Origin of the sequence: Paenibacillus tabacirhizosphaerae (assembly GCF_040812395.1) — a bacterium.
Lineage (GTDB): Bacteria > Bacillota > Bacilli > Paenibacillales > NBRC-103111 > Paenibacillus_E.
In genome coordinates this window covers 74,493-91,032 of the sequence record NZ_JBFNXH010000012.1, presented here as the reverse complement: position 1 = coordinate 91,032, position 16,540 = coordinate 74,493, and the positions used below count along the sequence as shown (strand labels likewise).

Here is a 16,540-nt window from a genome sequence, read left to right as displayed (position 1 = left end):
GAAAGGGATTGCATGAGGGAGTTGCTCTACAGAGTCGTTGCATCATTCGTTGTCATTTTAGGAAATTTGACCTTGGTGTTTGTTATCCTTCATTTTTTGCCTGGGGATGCGGTAACTATTATGATGGGCGAATCGGGCGCTACGCCTCTAACAGAAAGTTTGAGCAGCATGCTGATAGGCGCATTACCTTTACTGGGACTGTCCATTTTGCGGGAATATCCCATCATGCTCGATGAGCGGAACGTAGGTGCCTTATGGATCGTCATATTTGCTTTTATTGGCATTTCGCGGAACGTGGGTGCGCTAAGCGTAAGAAATAAGGTGGGGGATGCTCAAATTTGCCTGAATAACGCATCGTAGTTCCTCTTGACGATGATGGTTAACAATAGCGGTTTTCAGTGAAATAACGCTTCGCAGTTCCGCAGAGCGAGCTAAATCGAGTCTTGTCGAGCCAAGCTTTCATGCCGATGCCGATTGTTCACCTGTTTTACACGCTCTAATTCTAGCCTTTTCGAGTCTTTAATGATGGAGATTCGCTGTTATTCAGAGATGAAGTGCCTCTGGATGAAGGCGTTTTTTTGTTGAACGTACAACCATAGAGTGAAATTGTCGAAATACATCGAAAATATAGATTTAATGTCGATAATCTTTTATAATAGTTGAACAATTAGCAAAAACTAGCAATGAATAACTAGATTCAGAGAATGAAGCAGAGGAGAGCCGTTTGGACATGATGTGGAAGCCATTAAGGTTAGGGATGGCGGCCCTGACACTAGCAGTCGCTACCATATGTATGGGGGACATTAACGTCCATGCAGAGGAGAAGACGAACGCGGTTAATCAAAACATTGTTAACCCCTATCAAACCTATACGTATGACCTCATGTCAGCTGATGTGAAAAAGCTGGCAGCCGCCTATCCGGAATTGATTCAGGTAAAGTCGATTGGAAAGACAGCATACGGCAAGGAACTGACAGCTGTGAAATTAGGCAAAGGAGAAGCCACTGTCCTGATTGACGGTTCTCAGCATGCCAGAGAATGGATGGGTACGAACCTTATTCTCTACATGATTGACCGTTATGCTTATGCCTACGAGCACAATATGAAATACAATGACTACATTGTCCGCGATCTGCTGGATCACTGCTCCATTTGGTTCGTGCCTATGGTCAATCCGGATGGCGTTACGCTGCAGCAATCCGGACTTAACGCTTACCCTGAGGCGCAGCAAGGGCAACTGCTTAGCATGAACGGCGGGAGCTCTGATTTCAGCCACTGGAAGGCGAACGCGGACGGGATTGATATTAACCGGCAATATCCTGCCGATTGGACAGGGATTCGCAATTCTCCCCCGTTTCCGTCTTTTAAAAATTATAAGGGATCGGAGCCGGCGGAAACCGCAGAAGCGGGAAGCATGATCCGGTTCACATACGAAACAGATCCGGAAATCGCGTTATCCTATCACACGTCCGGGCGAGTACTGTACTGGCATTTCCATACGGACCCCGATAACGTTGAGCGCGACAGGAAAATGGCGGCCACGATAAGCGGGATGACAGGCTACAGGTTGGTGAAGCCAGAGCAAAACCCTTCCGGGGGCGGTTTCACGGATTGGTTTATCGCACAGTTCGGCCGTCCCGGTTTTACGGCTGAGATAGGACCGTACGTCGAGGAGGATGAGCTGCCCCTCTGGACCTTTACCGACATTTGGGCGGAGAACGAGACGATGGGACTGTATTTGGCATCCGAAGGCTACAAATTGTGGCAGCAGCGTTATCCGGTTGAGATGGTGACCAATCCATTGCAACTGCTGCAAAATGTAAAGCTGTATAATCGACCCAGCGAATCATTCCCAACAGGGGGAGAACTATCCGCAGGTCAAGTTGAGTCCGATGCCCGCATGGGGGACTGGTACCGGGTAACTTCATGGATGGGCACGAAATGGGTTCATCTGAGTGACGCGTCCTATTTGCAGGGGCATAGTGAAAAATTCCTTCAGTCCATTGAATTGAAGGAGAAGACTGCCTTATACAAATATCCTTCAGCAGAGAGTCAGAAATCTGTTGGGGAAATTAATCCACAGAAAGTAAACGCATTGGAACGGTGGAAAGACTGGGTCCTGATTCATACCTGGATGGGTGATGTCTGGATTCCGTATAAGAAATAGGCGGACAAATTTTGATAGCGGATGTTAAAAGCATGAAGGGGAGTCAAGCCATGGTACTTATGCGTCGAAGCGGACTTGTTATTGCAATTTTAGTTGTTTTTTTTGCCGGTATATGCAGTTCAGCGGCGTTTGCAAACGCCCAACATGCGCAGACCATTTGCCTGGACCCGGGTCATCAGCGCTACGGAAACAATGGGCTTGAACCGTTAGGGCCGAACTCGAAGGAAATGAAAGAGAAGGTATCTTCAGGCACGAGAGGCGTGAAAACGAGAAAGCCGGAATATGTCTTGAGCCTGGAAGCGTCCGTGCGGATTAAAGAAAAACTGGAATCGTTTGGTTATCAAGTCGTGATGACACGCGACAACCATGATGTGAATCTCTCTAACAAAGAGAGAGCAACCATTTGCAACCAAGCGAACGCAGATCTCGCCGTCCGTATCCATGCGGATGGGGATGCTTCTGCCAGCACCGAGGGCATTTCGTTACTGTATCCTGCGGCGAGTGTGCAAAGCCAGAGCGTCTTTGCCAAAAGCAAGGAAGCTGCGCAAGTGATATTGCAAGAGGCCTTAAGCGCAACAGGGGCCGCATCCAGAGGCACTGTGCAGCGTGCAGACCTAAGCGGTTTTAATTGGTCCGAGGTTCCGACCATTTTGGTGGAAATGGGCTTCATGACGAATCCGCAAGAAGATGAAAAATTATCGGATGCGGCTTATTTGGATGCATTGGCGCAAGGGATTGCGAATGGAATTAACGCAACAGAAGCTGTGCAGGCGGAAGGCAAAGAAACAGAAGGCGAAACCAATCTCTATGTAGCTGAAACGACCCGGTTGTATGAGCTTTCGAACGGTAAAATGATTCGGACAACCTTGTCACTGTCACCTCAGATCGTGCGAGCGTCATCCGCTTGGGGGAATTGGCGTAAAATCCACACCTGGGTCGGAGATCGTTGGGTAAATGGCGGTTCAACCCCAATTGAAGTTGAGCTGCAGGAGAAACAGCTGGAGCTTAAGAGCAACACATCCATGTACCGGAGTCCCTTAGATCCAACGCCAATTGGAGGCCTAACCCCCCAGAACGTCCAAGCTTTAGGGAAGTGGAAGGAATGGTATTTCATCGACACGTGGATGGGGAAGTTGTGGATTTCACTTGATATCCCCTCTAGGTAATGTTTTAATACAGAGATAAGCGATTTATAGATGGAGGAGTTATTCATAATGGGAGTAGTCAACGCTGTAGAGGCAATCGTCGGCAATATGTTTGAAGAATTTCGAAAAAGTTACGATTTGAAATGCGACTGCGATCAATGTCATGAAGATATTATTGCAATCGTCTTAAACAACATTCCTCCCAAATACGTTTCCAGTCAAAAAGGGCAGCTATTTGTGAAAAGCCTATATTTAAATACACAGCTTCAATCGGACGTTATGCAAGAGTTAATGCGAGCTGCTCTCATCGTAGAGCATAACCAGAACCATGCTATTGAAGACGGTATAAATGAATAACCTGAATGAATAACCTGTTCGCCCTGCCTGGGTGAGCAGGTTTTTTTTGGTGATATATCAGGGCCCCCCTACCGTCTCGATTGCAATAGATCGTCTTTTTGCCTGGGTGAGCGGAACGTAGGTGCGTTATGCGGTGGTATTTTCGGTTGTAGGGACGTATCGCGGAACTACCGTGCGTTATGAGCAGGAAATGCTGGGTTGTAGGCACGTTTTCGCTCATTTAACGCACCCTAGTTCCGCTTTAGGGGGAGAAAAGGGACGTTGCCGTGGAATAAGGCATCGTAGTTCCGCCGATATCGCTGTGTATGGGGAATAGGCGGTCCGGCAGTACCTCCTCGGGGGCACGTTGTGTCGCCGCCGAATGGCGGCTGTCACACGTTTTCTTGCGAAGCTTGCGGAGGCGGCGTGTGCCATTTTCAGCTTTTTTGCTTCCGATAATCTTTGGGCGCAAGGCCCTTCGATTCGCGGAAAATGCGGGAGAATGTCTTGTACGATCCGTACCCGACATCAAGGGCGATCTCGGTCACACTCATTTCAGTCGAGACGAGCAGACTGCATGCATGCCTCAGGCGCAAATCATGGAGGAAATGGACGAAAGTTTGCCCTGTCGTCTGCTTGATCACTTCGCTGATCCGGGACACACTCATTGTAAACTGGGCGGCCAGATCTGCTAAACTGATATCCTCTTGATAATTTCGGTGAATATAGTGAATGATCGGCCAGACGGAGGGGCTTGGCTTCGATTGGCTGGGCGCTTCATATTGTCCGCATGCTCCGTTTCTTCGGCAGCGATCGAAGAGAACCAGAATCTCTTTCAATCGGACTTGCAGGAGGGTTCTCCGCCAAAGGTCATCGCCTTTATATTCGTTGAACATATCTTCCAGCAGCTGAAGCATGCGATTTTGTTTGGCTCCCTGGAAATTCGCGTAGGGCGGAAGCAAGTTCATGTCGTTAATAAGCTCCGACAGTCTGTCATGCTGGCCAGGCTCCATAAGCAGGTCCATGCTGAACATGCAGTTGTATAAGACGAGCGTGCTTCCGGGATCGGTAAAAATTTCATGTACCTGATAGGGCAGCACAAAGGTGAAGGTACCAGGCGCCATCGGATGGCGGGCATCGTTGATCGTTTCTGAACCGCTGCCCTCTACGACATAGGAAAACTCCAGAAAATCGTGACGATGCGCCCGGAAGCCATTCGCCAATCGATTTTGGCTGAGATGCAGCGGAGAAGTCGTGTTCATGTTCGGATATGTTTTAAAATAATCGGGAAAATAGGTCATCGTTTATTCCTCCGAAAATGTGGGACGTTTTTCGAAATATGGGGAGCGCTTTCAGTCGCTATTTATTTTACCATAAAAGTCGAGATATCCGATATTCTGAAGGAGGAGAAAGTATGGCATCGTTAAACAAAATTAGATTAGGTCTTATTGGCGCGGGCAATATTGGCGGCGTTCATATCAAGGAATTTGGGGAATTGGCCGATCGATGTGAAATCACGACTATAACGGATGCTTATTTGCCGCTCGCAGAGGCGAAAGCGAAGGAACACGGTATCGCCAAAGTCGCGGCTACGCCTGAGGAATTGATTCAAAGTGCGGATGTGGATGCGGTCATTATCGGCGTGCCGAACCAATTTCACGCGCCATATGCCGTACAAGCTATTGAAGCGGGCAAACATGTGCTGCTCGAAAAGCCAATGGGCATTAACTCGGACGCAGCCCGGCAGATTTTGAGAGCCAGTGAAGCATCGGATAACATTGTGATGGTCGGCCATCAAATGCGTTTTGAGTCGGTTCCGATGCAAATCAAAGAGCAAATCGAGCGAGGCGAGCTCGGTCATATTTATACAGCGAAAACCGGTTGGTTCCGCCGCAAAGGGATTCCCGGCTGGGGAACCTGGTTTACCCGGATGGATCAATCCGGCGGCGGCCCGCTCATCGACATTGGCGTGCATATGCTGGATCTTGCCCTGTATTTGATGGGCAATCCCAAACCGGTGTCCGTCTATGGCGCAACTTATGCGGAATTCGGCCCGCACAAGAAAGGGATCGGCAATTGGGGAAAGCCCGATTGGAATGGCATTTACGATGTCGAAGATTTGGCTACGGCTCTGATCAAAATGGACAATGGCAGCACCTTGTCCCTTGAAGTCAGCTGGGCGGTCCATATGGATACGGACAATACGCCGTTTATTCATCTGATGGGAGCTGAGGGAGGAGCCAGCTACCGGGGAGCGACAGGAAAGCTGCTCACCGAGAAGTTCGACCGTCCGTTCGAGATAGAACTAAGCAAGCCGGACAACGACGAGGGCGAACGCTTGCGCTTAAGCCGTCACTTCCTGGATTGCATCAGCGAGAAGAAACAGCCGATTTCTTCGGCGATCACCGGATTTACGAACAATCTGGTGCTGGATGCCATTTACGAATCATCGCGAACCGGACATGAAGTCAAGTTGAACTGGAACTAATATAGATTCGTATCAAGATAAGCATAGTCCACGCAGCGAGAGCTGTTGAGGCTATGCTTATTTTTTGGCACGCCAGAAAGCATATGACGTCAGGTATGTGTGTTTGGCGAGCTCTTGGAGTGGAGGAGATACCACACGCATCGTGTGGTACGCGCATTTGACAGGATGGATGTAGATGTCCGGAAGCACCATAGCGGTTCGGAGCATTGGAAAACCACTTCGATCTGCGAGAGATCGTCTTTTTGCAGGGGTGAGCGGAACGTAGATGCGTTGAGAGGTGGTAATTTCGGTTGTAGGCACATTTCGCGGAACGACAGTGCCTTATGAGCAGGAAATGCGGGGGTTAGTCACGTTTTCACTCATTTAACGCACCCTAGTTCCGCTTCAGGGGGAGAAAAGGGACGTTGCCGTGGAATAAGGCCTCGTAGTTCCATCGGTATCGCTGTGCATGGGGAATAGGCGGTCCGGCAGCACCTCCTCGATTTTCTTGCGAAGCTTGCGGTGATCTTCCGCCCATAAACATATAAAAAATGAGCACAAGCAACCTTAAAAATGAGCATTACATGGGAAACCAAAACCATTTATGATAGAAACACCATTAGCCGCATCGAAAATGTAAGGCATTATTGGGAGGAGACAGCGACATGCCAGCACGCTCAGAAACGCTAGAAAGGAAGGGGACCATCTCAAAAAGCGGAAAAAGCAGAAGAGGCGGACTGCCGAATAAATATAAATTATTTTTCATGGCTCTGCCTTTTCTGCTGTTGACCTTCGTGTTCTCGTACTTGCCGTTAAGCGGATGGATCTATGCGTTCTACGATTATTTCCCGGGAATCCCGCTTTCCAAAACGCCATTCGTCGGGTTGAAATGGTTCAAATCGATGGCAGCCAGTCCGACCCAAACAGCCGAAGTGCTGCGTGTGCTGAAAAATACGCTGGCGATGAGCGCATTAGGCATGGTTGTCTCTTTTTTGCCTGCGGTCTATGCGATCCTATTGTCCGAAGTGAAATCGGCCCGATACCGTAAAGTGGTGCAAACGCTCACAACAATCCCTAATTTTATTAGCTGGATTCTCGTCTATTCCTTGGCTTTTGCGCTGTTGTCGGTGGACAACGGACTCGTTAATCATCTGCTCGTTCAGCTTGGCATCATGGATAAAGGCGTTAACTTTCTGGCGTCCAACCAAAATGTATGGGGACCGATGATTCTCTGGTATTTATGGAAGAGCCTCGGATGGGGCGCTATTCTCTATCTGGCGGCGATCACCGGTATCGACCAGGAGCTTTACGAAGCGGCGGAAGTGGATGGCGCCGGGAGGTTTAAAAAGATTTGGCACATTACCGTGCCGGGCATCCTGCCAACGTATTTCGTGCTGCTGCTGCTTTCCATCGGAAACTTTATCAACAATGGCATCGAACAGTACTTCGCCTTTCAAAACCCGATGAATAAGGACACCATCGAAGTGTTGGATCTGTACGTTTACAACATCGCCTTCAGTAACAACTATCCTTTTGCAACCGCTGTCTCGATGCTGAAATCGATTGTATTAGCCGAACGGTGATTGGCACCATGTTAACCGTCGGGGCTTCTGCCTTTCTGGGTTATGTGCTCCCCACGATCATTGCGCCCTTTAACATTATTCTGGTCAAAACATTCATCGAATCACTTTCGCCATCGCTGGAGGAATCAGCAGCCATGGACGGAGCGGGCTATCTGAGATTGTTTAGAAGCATTGTTTTTCCGCTCATCACGCCGATTTTGGCGACCATTACGATTTTCTCTGCGGTGACGCATTGAAACTCACTTATTGCACTGGAGAAGAGGAACAAATTCTCCAGTGCATATTTTCGTGAACTGGACGAATCTTACATTTTTTACTATAATTTAACTGATAACGTTTTCACCTGTGAATCGAAGAAATCCGGGAGGAGGGAACGGATGAACAGCCGGAAAAGAAGAACATTTGTGGGTGTACTTGTCCTCTTCCAGCTAGTTTCGCTTAGTGCAGTATGCGATAGTTCCGAGCTGCAGCTTGCCGGCATGGCACGCATCCATTGCCTCCCGCCAGACCAGGACAAAGCGATCCCGTAGAAATGAGCATGCTCGTTGATGATTTCCCATGGTGGCCTATGACGGATTGGAGTGGAACGACTCCGGAGGAGATCACGCGCAGAACTGGCGTGAAATTAAACATTACAATTTCATCCGATGAACGAGAATTGCCGTTTCGGATTGCTTCCAACAATTTGCCTGAGCTGGTTTTCACGGATAAGGAATTGTCCCGGCTCTCGACTAACAAAATGAGCTATGACTGGAACAGTCTGATTGCGCAGTATGCGCCGGACTTTACGATAGATAAACGAAAAATAGCGCTTCACACCCAGGCCAATGGCAAATTTTACAATGAAGGCGGATTCGGTATTTATAATGTGCATGAACGGATAAAAGCCTACTATGGCACGGGTTCGGGCTTATACCTGGAAAGCCGGGAGGGGTATGGAACGACGTGTACCATGAAACTAAAAAAGCAGGAGAGGCAAGCGTCGTAAGGAGGCGAAACGTGTGAACATTCTAATCGTCGATGACGAACCGTTAATTTTAAAAGGCTTGACGAACATCATCAAGCAAGAATACCCTTACATGACCGACATCCGAAGCTCGCTGGACGGTATGGATGCTCTCGAGCAGCTGGAATCCTTTCAGCCGGATCTGATCATCACCGACATTTATATGCCTGAGATGAATGGCTTTGAATTGATTGCGTCTGTGCAAAACAAAGGGCTGTGCAAAAGGCTCGTCATTTTAACGGGGTATGATGATTTCGAATTAGCGCGTAAAGCGATTCGTCTTCAAACAATCGACTATTTATTGAAGCCGGTGAATAAGGAAGAACTGATGGCGATTTTGGGCAAAGTCTCCAAGGATATGGAGCTGGAGAAGCTCAAAGCGCGCGAACAAGAATTGGCCAAAGTGCGGGAAATGATTTTATACAACATTCCTTACGAGGAAGCGATGTTCCAGGGGAGCACAGCCCAAACCTTATTTCCTTACCCTTGCAATTTAATGATTATTTTACAGGTCATGGATGCGGCTCAAGCGGATGCCGTTCGGGAGTTAGCTAGAGAGTCATTGCCGGAGAATGGGGTTTTCTATGATTTCGTAACCTCTTACAAAAAGCAGTGCATATTCTTATGTAATCTGCCTGCCCTATTGCGGGATGATGAGTTCGTGGATTTGAGCGAGAGCCTCCTCGTTGCCCTGGTTGGCGACATGCGCTGTGACATCGGTCTATATCAAGATATGGTTGATCTGCAGCAATTGAACGAGCTGTACGGCAAGGCGGAGAGAAACTTGTTCTATAATAAACATGTACCCAGCGATGTCCTTCCACAGCCCGCCGTTAGCGGGAAGCCTAAGGATGACGACAATTGGCGCAAGGGAATGGATGCGTTGCTGAATGCAAACCATGCGTCGGAAGCCAGCGTTTATATACAGTCCTACGTTCATAAGCAGATTGCCGGAAGTAAGAATGATGCTGAAACATTGAAAAGTGTGTATGCAGAAATATTATCAGAAATGAGCATCTATATGCAGAATTTAGGAATAAGCGCTGAAACGTTGATAGGCAGGCAAGCTGCCAAATTGCATCAAATCTCAAATGAAGAGGCCTTGTATCATCGAATGGATGCGGTCATTTCAGCGGTCTCTCATGATCTTGGCAAGGCAAGGAGCAAGGCGAATTATTCGGATAGCATCACGAAAATATTGAATTATATTTCCAATTACTACGCGACGGATATTTCCCTTGAACGGATAGCTGATGTTGTTTACTTACATCCCAATTATGTGAGCATTTTATTTAAAAAAGAGATGGGAGTTACATTTATTCGCTATCTGCATACTTACCGGACGAACAAAGCGAAGGCAATCATAGATTTGGATTCGGATATCGCTTTCAGTAAAGTGGCGAGCATGGTTGGCTACGAGAATCCGGGCCATTTTTTTAAAATATTTAAGAAGTTCACCGGCGTTACGCCAGGGCAATATCGGGATTCTCATCCGAAGGAAAATTGTCGTTGAAGTTTAAGACAAAAAAATAAAAGGGGGACCGATGGGTCCACCCTCTCACTGCCAAGATGCTTATTTATAATCACCAAGCAAATAATTGTAGAACGGTTCATCCACCCAGAACTTGTACGATTCCACGTCGAGTGCCGGGTTTATTTTTTTGATGCCATTCACAACGTCGGCCGATTTGTCACTGAGCGAGAAGGATTGGGCGTAATAGTGACCTTTGGTAATTTTGTTGTTGGCAATTTCTTTGTAGTCCGGAATGGTGGTTAAGGAATAATAAAGAGGCTGCCACCAAGCGGCGTAAATGAGGCCTGTCTGATCTTTGCTGTCTTTTTTGGCATACTTGAAAATAACTTGTTGGAATCGGTTCTTCTGCTGCGCATTGTCAAATTCGAATTCGATATCGTATTCCTTCGCGTAAGCAATGTAGTTGCCGTTCTCGATTTGGACAACTTGGTAATCATCGGTTTGTGTAGGCTCTCCCCACTCCTTCAAATAAATGAATGCGGACGTTTTCGGTTCAAGCTGCACCTTCGCCTGAATGCCCTCGCTGCGCAGCAGCCCGATTAATTGGATTGCATGCGTAATGTCGGAATGACCATAGGTCAGTGACAGCTTTTTATCGAAATTCGCATCAAACCGCGTATCCTTCAAATTGTACCCCGTCACTAAATTCTTTTTCAGCGCTTCGTCAAAGACAGCCCGCAACTCGCTTGCTGCAATGAGGTCTTCCGTTTGCCAAGCTTCATTAACTTTCCGGAAAATATCCGCGTCGGCCGTGGTTCCGATGTAATGTTTATACTGACCTTGAAAAGTAAGAATTTGAACTAACAAATTATTGGCGAAACGATCCGTCGCAGCGGCATCCGGTTTAAAGGCTGATTGCTGTTCGGATGTCAGGAGACCTGTGTCTATTGCCGCTGCAAGCTCTTGGGCAGCTTGGAGGGACAGTTGGCTCTCACTATCGTAATTAATTCCGATCTTAGCTAATGCGGTTTTAATCTTATCGCTCGGATATGTATACGCGAGCTCTTTCAGGCCGGCTGCCTTCACCGCAATGAACGTGGCTTGCAGCTCGGATAAGGGCTGGTCCGCCTGCAGCTTGCTGTCGGTCAGAATGCCCTTTTCAAGAAGTGCAGTTGCTGCCTTATAGTAGGGGCTGTCTTTCTGCAAGTCGGTGAACTTGTTCTCTCCGTTTTTGGCTTCCAATTTAAGGATTCGGTCCACGGCGTTCACGAAATCGCCTTTGGATAAAGATTTGGACAAGCTGACATGATAGTTGTCCTGCAAGAATTGTTGATAGGCGCTAGAGGAACCGCCAGCGTTCGAGTCAGCAGCCAAAGCAGATGGGCCAAATGCAGAAACAGAGGATAAAAGAACGGCGGATAAAGCGACTGCGCGCGCAGTTTTAAGAACATGTAATTGTTTCATAAGATGAGCACCTCCGGTTTTTTAATTCACATAGGAATAGTATGATTTATTGCACTATATCAGGTATCCCACAACGTGTCAATGCAGGAATGTCACCGTATGTTCCTTGACATGCGCCTTGTAATTGTCTACTATACAACTTAATCGAAATTAGTCGTTTTATGTCGAACATAAATAAACGGCAATAGGAAAAAAATGCCTTTGACTATATCCGAGTTATTTAGTAGGATATTAAAAGGAGATGGCATCATCTACATAACAATCGCATATAGAGGAGAGAAACCAATCATGAAAAAAGCACTTTTTTCCATTTTCGCTGTGACTTTATTAGTAACGGGGTGCGGCACAGCAACGAAAACAGAAACAACGACCCCTGCGCCAAGCAAGGCGGCTGAGGCTACGAAAGCGCCGGAAACGAAATCCGCTAAAAAAATCGTTCTGATTACACCGGAAAAAATCGGCGTTAACCCTTTCTTCGCACAAGAGGATGAAGGCGTTAAGAAAGCCGGAAAAGAGTTCGGCGTTGACGTGAAAACCATCGAATCCACGGATGCAAGCGCGATTGAACAAAATCTGCGCGCAGCCGTTGCGGATAACTATGATCTCATTATTACCAGCTCTTTCGAGTCGGAAGATGCGCTCAAAAAAGTAGCTGCTGAAAATCCGAAGAAATCTTTCGCCATTATCGATACTGTCGTTGATCTGCCGAACGTAAGAAGCGTTGTCTTCCGTGAGCACGAGGCTGCTTATCTGCTTGGCGCTGCGGCTGGTCTGGCAACGAAGAAAAATGTGGTCGGTATGGTCGCTGCAGTCGATATCCCGCTGATCAAGAAGTACACCGTCGGGTTTCAAGAAGGCTTGAAAGCCACGAATCCGAATGCCAAATTCATCGTTAACTATGTAGGAAGCTTTACGGATCCTGCCAAAGCCAAAGAGCTAGCCTTGACGCAATTCTCCCAAGGCGCTGACTTTATTGCCGGAGCGTCCGCAGTTGGCGATCTGGGCGTTTTCGAAGCTGCCAAGGAAAAAGGCTTCTATACATCCGGACAAGATATTGACCGTACGGTAACGGATCCTGAGCATATCGTGCTTTCCCAATTGAAAGGAACAGACGCGGTTGCTTATCAAACCGTTAAAGATTTCGTAAACGGCACATTCAAATTCGGAGCTGTCGACTATGGTTTGAAAGAAGACGGCGTTGGCCTTACGTTCGTTACCAAAGAAAGTAAATCCGCGCTGAGCCCGTTTATCGGCCCGGACGTTGTGAGTAAAGTAAAGGCTATCCGAGACGATATTGTTTCCGGTAAAGTAACAGTCAAAGATCCGCTGAAATAGTACGCACGCTAATCGCATAATGAACCCGGAAACTGTTTACGGTGACGTAGGCAGTTTCCTCATGTCTAGGTAGAGGAGCGCGAAACGGTCATGCTGCTTCAAATGAACGGAATTACAAAAAGTTATGGAAGCTTAACGGCCAATGCCAGTGTGGATTTTTCTCTGCGCGAAGGCGAGATTCATGCGTTGGTTGGCGAGAATGGGGCAGGGAAAACGACGCTGATGCGGATCCTCTACGGGATGGAACAGCCAACAGCGGGCAGCATTCATTTGCTAGGCAAAGAGGCTCATTTTGCAAATCCGACGGATGCGATTCGGAGTGGAATTGGCATGGTGCATCAGCATTTCATGTTGTTTCCATCGTTCACCGTCGCTGAAAATATCGTCATCGGCAACGAACCGAAGTCTGGCGTGAAGTTTGATCGCAAGAAGGCTGTGCGGCAAGTCGAATCCTTGTGCGCCAAGTATCGTCTGCCTATCGATCCGCATAAGAAGGTAGCGGATTGTCCGCTGGGCTTGCAGCAGCGAGTGGAGATTTTGAAGGTGCTGTATCAAGGCGCGGACATCATTATTCTCGATGAGCCGACAGGCGTCCTGACTCCTTTGGAGGCCAAAGAGCTGCTCGTGATCATGAAAAGCCTGGCGAGCCAAGGCAAAAGCTTCATTATCATCACGCACAAATTGCACGAAGTGATGGAAGTGGCCGATCGGGTAACTGTACTTCGCGACGGCAAAGTGACCGGAACACTCGATGCCGGGGCGACGAACGTGGAACATTTGTCAAAGCTTATGGTCGGCAGAGAGCTGGCGAACGCAACTCGCAATCAGGTGAAGCTCGGCGAAACTGTTCTCGAGGTGAAAGAGGTCTCCATGCAAGGCGAGAAAGGTAAACCGGTGCTGGATCGTGTCAGCCTTCAAGTAAGGGCGGGCGAAATCGTCGGCATTGCTGGCATTTCAGGAAATGGACAGTCCGAACTCATTCAAAGCATTACGGGATTACAAACTATTGATGGCGGACAAATTAGGTTATTGGGTAAAGATGTAACAGGCCGCTCCGTTCGCGAAATTCGTGATAGCGGTCTCTCTCATATCCCTGAGGATCGTTATCAATGGGGAGCTGCGAAAGAAGGCACCGTGCTCGAGAACGGGACGATGGGACATCACCGATTCTATCGTCGTGGCGGCGTTCTCAAAGGGCAATCACTTCGGACGCTGGTCGGAGGTTTCATTCGGCAATTCCAGATCAAAGCGGGCTCGCAGGAATCTAAAGTGAAATTTCTTTCTGGCGGTAATCTTCAGAAGCTTATTGTCGCCAGGGAAATTGCGCAGAATCAGCCGCTTCTTATCGCAGCAGAGCCGACCCGAGGGGTGGATATTGGCGCTATGGAACTGATTCATGATGAAATTTTGAAGAAACGCGATGCACAGGGAGCTATTCTTTTAGTTTCTTCGGAGTTAACCGAGATTCTTAAGCTCTCGGATCGCATTCTTGTCATGTATGAAGGTCGAATTGCCGGAGAATTATCTGCGCAGGATGCGACTGAAGAACAAATCAGTCTATGGATGGCGGGAGGCGATGCTCATGCTTAACTGGAAAGCGAATCTAAGCGCTTGGCTGCAGCCGCTCATTGCGATTTGCATCGGGTTAATCGGCGGCGCTATTGCGATTGCATGGATTGGCGGATCGATTACGGACACCTATGCGCAAATGTGGAAAGGGGCCTTTGGCAATTTTTACTTCTTCACAAACACATTGACCCGGGCGACGCCGCTCATTTTGGTTGGATTAGGCGTGTCTATTGCGTTTAGGGCCGGGTTTTTCAATATGGGTTCGGAAGGACAAATGATTCTGGGCGCTTTATCCGCTGCGTTGATTGCCCTATATTTGCCCGGCCCTCCAGCGCTTAAATCGCTAGCGGCGATACTTGGAGGCATTGCGGCAGGCGGCGTCTGGTCGGCTTTTGCCGGTTATTTGGATGCCAAGTTCAAAATGAACCTCATCATCACAACGCTGCTGCTCAACTATATCGCTGCTTTATTTGCCGGCTATCTGGTCGCATATCCGCTGAAAGATAAAACAGGCTCCGCGGCGCTCGCACAGACCATGATGGTGGACAAAAGCGTATGGCTGCCGAAGCTATTCCAAGGCATGAGCATCCATGCGGGCTTTCTTATTGCGATTGTTCTGGCTGTGCTCTTATTTCTGTTTATTAAATACACCGTTTCCGGTTATGAAATCCGGATGCTCGGTTATAATCCGCTGTTCGCTGCCTATGGCGGCGTAAACAGAGGGAAAGTGATGCTGGCGAGCATGTTTGCCAGCGGCGGGTTTGCGGGACTAGCCGGAGCTGTCGAAGTGCTGGGCATGCAGTATCGGTATACCGACGGCATGGTGACGAACCCAGGCTATGCCTGGTCGGGCATTATGGCGACACTGCTCTCGGGCGCCCATCCGCTGGGCACTGCGGTGGCCGCGGTACTCCTGGCGGCTTTGCAGACAGGCGGTATGGGGGTTGAGCGCAACACGAGCATTCCGCTGGAAATTTCGAGTGTGATTCAGTCGCTGCTGATCCTGTTCGTCACCGCGAAGTTCAGCTATACCATCTGGAAGCGGAGAAAAGGAGGGAAAAGCGATGCAGCATCTTCTTGATGTTTCCTTATTCAATTCCATGTTTCGGATGGTTGCTCCCATTCTGCTTGCAGCCTTAGGCGGAGCTATATGTTCGAGAGTCGGGCTGTTTAATGTCGGTTTGGAAGGCTTCGTGCTCGTCGGCGCGTTCTCCGCCATCGTCGGGAACCATTATACAGGCAATGTCTTCCTGGCTGTTCTCATTGCTGTTGCGGTCACGATGCTGTTTTCACTCATATTCGCCTATATTAGCATTCATTTGCAGGCGAATGTCATCGTTGTCGGGATCTCCTTTAATTTTCTGGCACTAGGCTTGACGGCCTTCTGCCTAAAAGCGATTTTCCATGTAAAAGGCGCATTTTACGATAAAAATATGATTGGCCTCCCGAAATGGAACATTCCGTTCATAGAGGATATTCCCTTTGTAGGAGGCATCATCTCCGGGCATTCTCCGCTCGTTTATCTCGCTTTCGTCCTTGTGATCGGTCTGCAATACTTCTTGTTCAAGTCGGTGCCAGGCTTCCGCTTGCTGGCTGTTGGCGAGAATCCGGTTGCGGCGAAAAGCATCGGCATTCAAGTAAACATCATGCAATATGTAGCCGTGCTCCTATGCGGGGTGCTGTGCGGACTGGCCGGCGCTCAGCTGTCGCTCGGCCAGGTGACGATGTTTACAGAAGGGATGACCGCGGGCAGAGGATTCATCGCGCTGGTCGCGACCATGCTCGGTCAAGCGAACCCACTTGGCGTCATGGCCTCGAGCCTGTTGTTCGGACTCATGGATGCACTCAGCATCAGGCTGCAGGGCTTTTCGCTGCCAACTCATTTTACACAAATGCTTCCTTATCTCGTAACACTGCTCGCTATGCTTTTCTTTAGAAAAAGCAGCTATTTGGCAGATGCTCAAAAAGCCAACGGCAGCTCGCGGTAGACATCT

General features: G+C 48.5%; 16 protein-coding genes. 14 read left to right on the top strand and 2 right to left on the bottom strand.

Translation table 11 applies throughout. The features are described from left to right. The first annotated feature begins 12 nt into the window (after positions 1–12). The 4 genes from ABRS97_RS19880 (at position 13) to ABRS97_RS19865 (ending at position 3,669) form a co-directional block, all read left to right on the top strand. Complete coding sequence (locus tag ABRS97_RS19880) at positions 13–360, top strand: hypothetical protein (RefSeq protein ID WP_367816842.1); 348 nt, start codon at positions 13–15, stop codon at positions 358–360. A gap of 370 nt (positions 361–730) precedes the next feature. Then, a complete protein-coding gene (locus ABRS97_RS19875; RefSeq protein ID WP_367816840.1) occupies positions 731–2,167 on the top strand; it encodes a M14 family zinc carboxypeptidase in 1,437 nt (478 codons plus the stop codon). A gap of 50 nt (positions 2,168–2,217) precedes the next feature. Next, positions 2,218–3,333: an N-acetylmuramoyl-L-alanine amidase gene (locus tag ABRS97_RS19870; protein ID WP_367816838.1), complete on the top strand. Its 1,116-nt coding sequence runs from the start codon at positions 2,218–2,220 to the stop codon at positions 3,331–3,333. Between the two features lie 48 nt (positions 3,334–3,381). Continuing rightward, complete coding sequence (locus ABRS97_RS19865) at positions 3,382–3,669, top strand: late competence development ComFB family protein (protein ID WP_367816836.1); 288 nt, start codon at positions 3,382–3,384, stop codon at positions 3,667–3,669. Between the two features lie 416 nt (positions 3,670–4,085). Here ABRS97_RS19865 and ABRS97_RS19860 read toward each other — a convergent pair whose 3' ends face one another. Next, positions 4,086–4,949 (bottom strand): helix-turn-helix domain-containing protein, encoded by an 864-nt coding sequence (locus tag ABRS97_RS19860; RefSeq protein WP_367816834.1) that lies wholly within the window; start codon positions 4,947–4,949, stop codon positions 4,086–4,088. A 113-nt stretch (positions 4,950–5,062) separates the two neighbouring features. Here ABRS97_RS19860 and ABRS97_RS19855 point away from each other — a divergent pair, with 113 nt between their 5' ends. The 6 genes from ABRS97_RS19855 (at position 5,063) to ABRS97_RS19830 (ending at position 10,217) form a co-directional block, all read left to right on the top strand. Then, positions 5,063–6,136: a Gfo/Idh/MocA family protein gene (locus ABRS97_RS19855; RefSeq protein WP_367816832.1), complete on the top strand. Its 1,074-nt coding sequence runs from the start codon at positions 5,063–5,065 to the stop codon at positions 6,134–6,136. Between the two features lie 644 nt (positions 6,137–6,780). After that, the gene (locus ABRS97_RS19850; protein ID WP_367816830.1) at positions 6,781–7,698 is read left to right on the top strand and encodes an ABC transporter permease; all 918 of its coding nucleotides are present in this window, start codon (positions 6,781–6,783) and stop codon (positions 7,696–7,698) included. Between the two features lie 8 nt (positions 7,699–7,706). Next, positions 7,707–7,934, top strand: a complete 228-nt coding sequence (locus ABRS97_RS19845) for an ABC transporter permease subunit (RefSeq protein WP_367816828.1) — start codon at positions 7,707–7,709, stop codon at positions 7,932–7,934. 141 nt (positions 7,935–8,075) lie between these two features. Continuing rightward, entirely contained in the window at positions 8,076–8,228 is a 153-nt protein-coding gene (locus tag ABRS97_RS19840; RefSeq protein ID WP_367816826.1) for a hypothetical protein, read from the top strand. A gap of 2 nt (positions 8,229–8,230) precedes the next feature. Further along, complete coding sequence (locus tag ABRS97_RS19835; RefSeq protein ID WP_367816824.1) at positions 8,231–8,686, top strand: hypothetical protein; 456 nt, start codon at positions 8,231–8,233, stop codon at positions 8,684–8,686. A gap of 13 nt (positions 8,687–8,699) precedes the next feature. Continuing rightward, positions 8,700–10,217 carry a response regulator transcription factor gene (locus ABRS97_RS19830; RefSeq protein ID WP_367816822.1) on the top strand — a complete coding sequence of 506 codons (1,518 nt, stop codon included), beginning with the start codon at positions 8,700–8,702 and terminating at the stop codon, positions 10,215–10,217. A gap of 60 nt (positions 10,218–10,277) precedes the next feature. Here ABRS97_RS19830 and ABRS97_RS19825 read toward each other — a convergent pair whose 3' ends face one another. Beyond that, entirely contained in the window at positions 10,278–11,642 is a 1,365-nt protein-coding gene (locus tag ABRS97_RS19825) for a hypothetical protein (RefSeq protein ID WP_367816820.1), read from the bottom strand. Positions 11,643–11,930: 288 nt separating this feature from the next. Between ABRS97_RS19825 and ABRS97_RS19820 the strand changes: the two genes are divergently transcribed. The 4 genes from ABRS97_RS19820 (at position 11,931) to ABRS97_RS19805 (ending at position 16,534) form a co-directional block, all read left to right on the top strand. Further along, the gene (locus ABRS97_RS19820) at positions 11,931–12,977 is read left to right on the top strand and encodes a BMP family lipoprotein (protein WP_367816818.1); all 1,047 of its coding nucleotides are present in this window, start codon (positions 11,931–11,933) and stop codon (positions 12,975–12,977) included. 90 nt (positions 12,978–13,067) lie between these two features. After that, positions 13,068–14,567: an ABC transporter ATP-binding protein gene (locus tag ABRS97_RS19815; RefSeq protein WP_367816817.1), complete on the top strand. Its 1,500-nt coding sequence runs from the start codon at positions 13,068–13,070 to the stop codon at positions 14,565–14,567. Beyond that, positions 14,560–15,627 (top strand): ABC transporter permease, encoded by a 1,068-nt coding sequence (locus tag ABRS97_RS19810; RefSeq protein WP_367816816.1) that lies wholly within the window; start codon positions 14,560–14,562, stop codon positions 15,625–15,627. Before ABRS97_RS19815 ends, ABRS97_RS19810 begins: the two co-directional genes overlap by 8 nt. Continuing rightward, on the top strand, positions 15,611–16,534 hold the full coding sequence (locus ABRS97_RS19805) for an ABC transporter permease (protein WP_367816814.1): 924 nt from the start codon (positions 15,611–15,613) through the stop codon (positions 16,532–16,534). The genes ABRS97_RS19810 and ABRS97_RS19805 overlap by 17 nt, the downstream gene beginning before the upstream one ends. Positions 16,535–16,540 lie beyond the last annotated feature (6 nt).

What these genes read in the sequence shown, in the direction of transcription:
- ABRS97_RS19880 (WP_367816842.1), top strand. Translation starts at nt 13, where the DNA reads ATGAGGGAGTTGCTCTACAGAGTCGTTGCATCATTCGTTGTCATTTTA.
- ABRS97_RS19875 (WP_367816840.1), top strand. Translation starts at nt 731, where the DNA reads ATGATGTGGAAGCCATTAAGGTTAGGGATGGCGGCCCTGACACTAGCA.
- ABRS97_RS19870 (WP_367816838.1), top strand. Translation starts at nt 2,218, where the DNA reads ATGGTACTTATGCGTCGAAGCGGACTTGTTATTGCAATTTTAGTTGTT.
- ABRS97_RS19865 (WP_367816836.1), top strand. Translation starts at nt 3,382, where the DNA reads ATGGGAGTAGTCAACGCTGTAGAGGCAATCGTCGGCAATATGTTTGAA.
- ABRS97_RS19860 (WP_367816834.1), bottom strand. Translation starts at nt 4,949, where the DNA reads ATGACCTATTTTCCCGATTATTTTAAAACATATCCGAACATGAACACG.
- ABRS97_RS19855 (WP_367816832.1), top strand. Translation starts at nt 5,063, where the DNA reads ATGGCATCGTTAAACAAAATTAGATTAGGTCTTATTGGCGCGGGCAAT.
- ABRS97_RS19850 (WP_367816830.1), top strand. Translation starts at nt 6,781, where the DNA reads ATGCCAGCACGCTCAGAAACGCTAGAAAGGAAGGGGACCATCTCAAAA.
- ABRS97_RS19845 (WP_367816828.1), top strand. Translation starts at nt 7,707, where the DNA reads ATGTTAACCGTCGGGGCTTCTGCCTTTCTGGGTTATGTGCTCCCCACG.
- ABRS97_RS19840 (WP_367816826.1), top strand. Translation starts at nt 8,076, where the DNA reads ATGAACAGCCGGAAAAGAAGAACATTTGTGGGTGTACTTGTCCTCTTC.
- ABRS97_RS19835 (WP_367816824.1), top strand. Translation starts at nt 8,231, where the DNA reads ATGAGCATGCTCGTTGATGATTTCCCATGGTGGCCTATGACGGATTGG.
- ABRS97_RS19825 (WP_367816820.1), bottom strand. Translation starts at nt 11,642, where the DNA reads ATGAAACAATTACATGTTCTTAAAACTGCGCGCGCAGTCGCTTTATCC.
- ABRS97_RS19820 (WP_367816818.1), top strand. Translation starts at nt 11,931, where the DNA reads ATGAAAAAAGCACTTTTTTCCATTTTCGCTGTGACTTTATTAGTAACG.
- ABRS97_RS19815 (WP_367816817.1), top strand. Translation starts at nt 13,068, where the DNA reads ATGCTGCTTCAAATGAACGGAATTACAAAAAGTTATGGAAGCTTAACG.
- ABRS97_RS19810 (WP_367816816.1), top strand. Translation starts at nt 14,560, where the DNA reads ATGCTTAACTGGAAAGCGAATCTAAGCGCTTGGCTGCAGCCGCTCATT.
- ABRS97_RS19805 (WP_367816814.1), top strand. Translation starts at nt 15,611, where the DNA reads ATGCAGCATCTTCTTGATGTTTCCTTATTCAATTCCATGTTTCGGATG.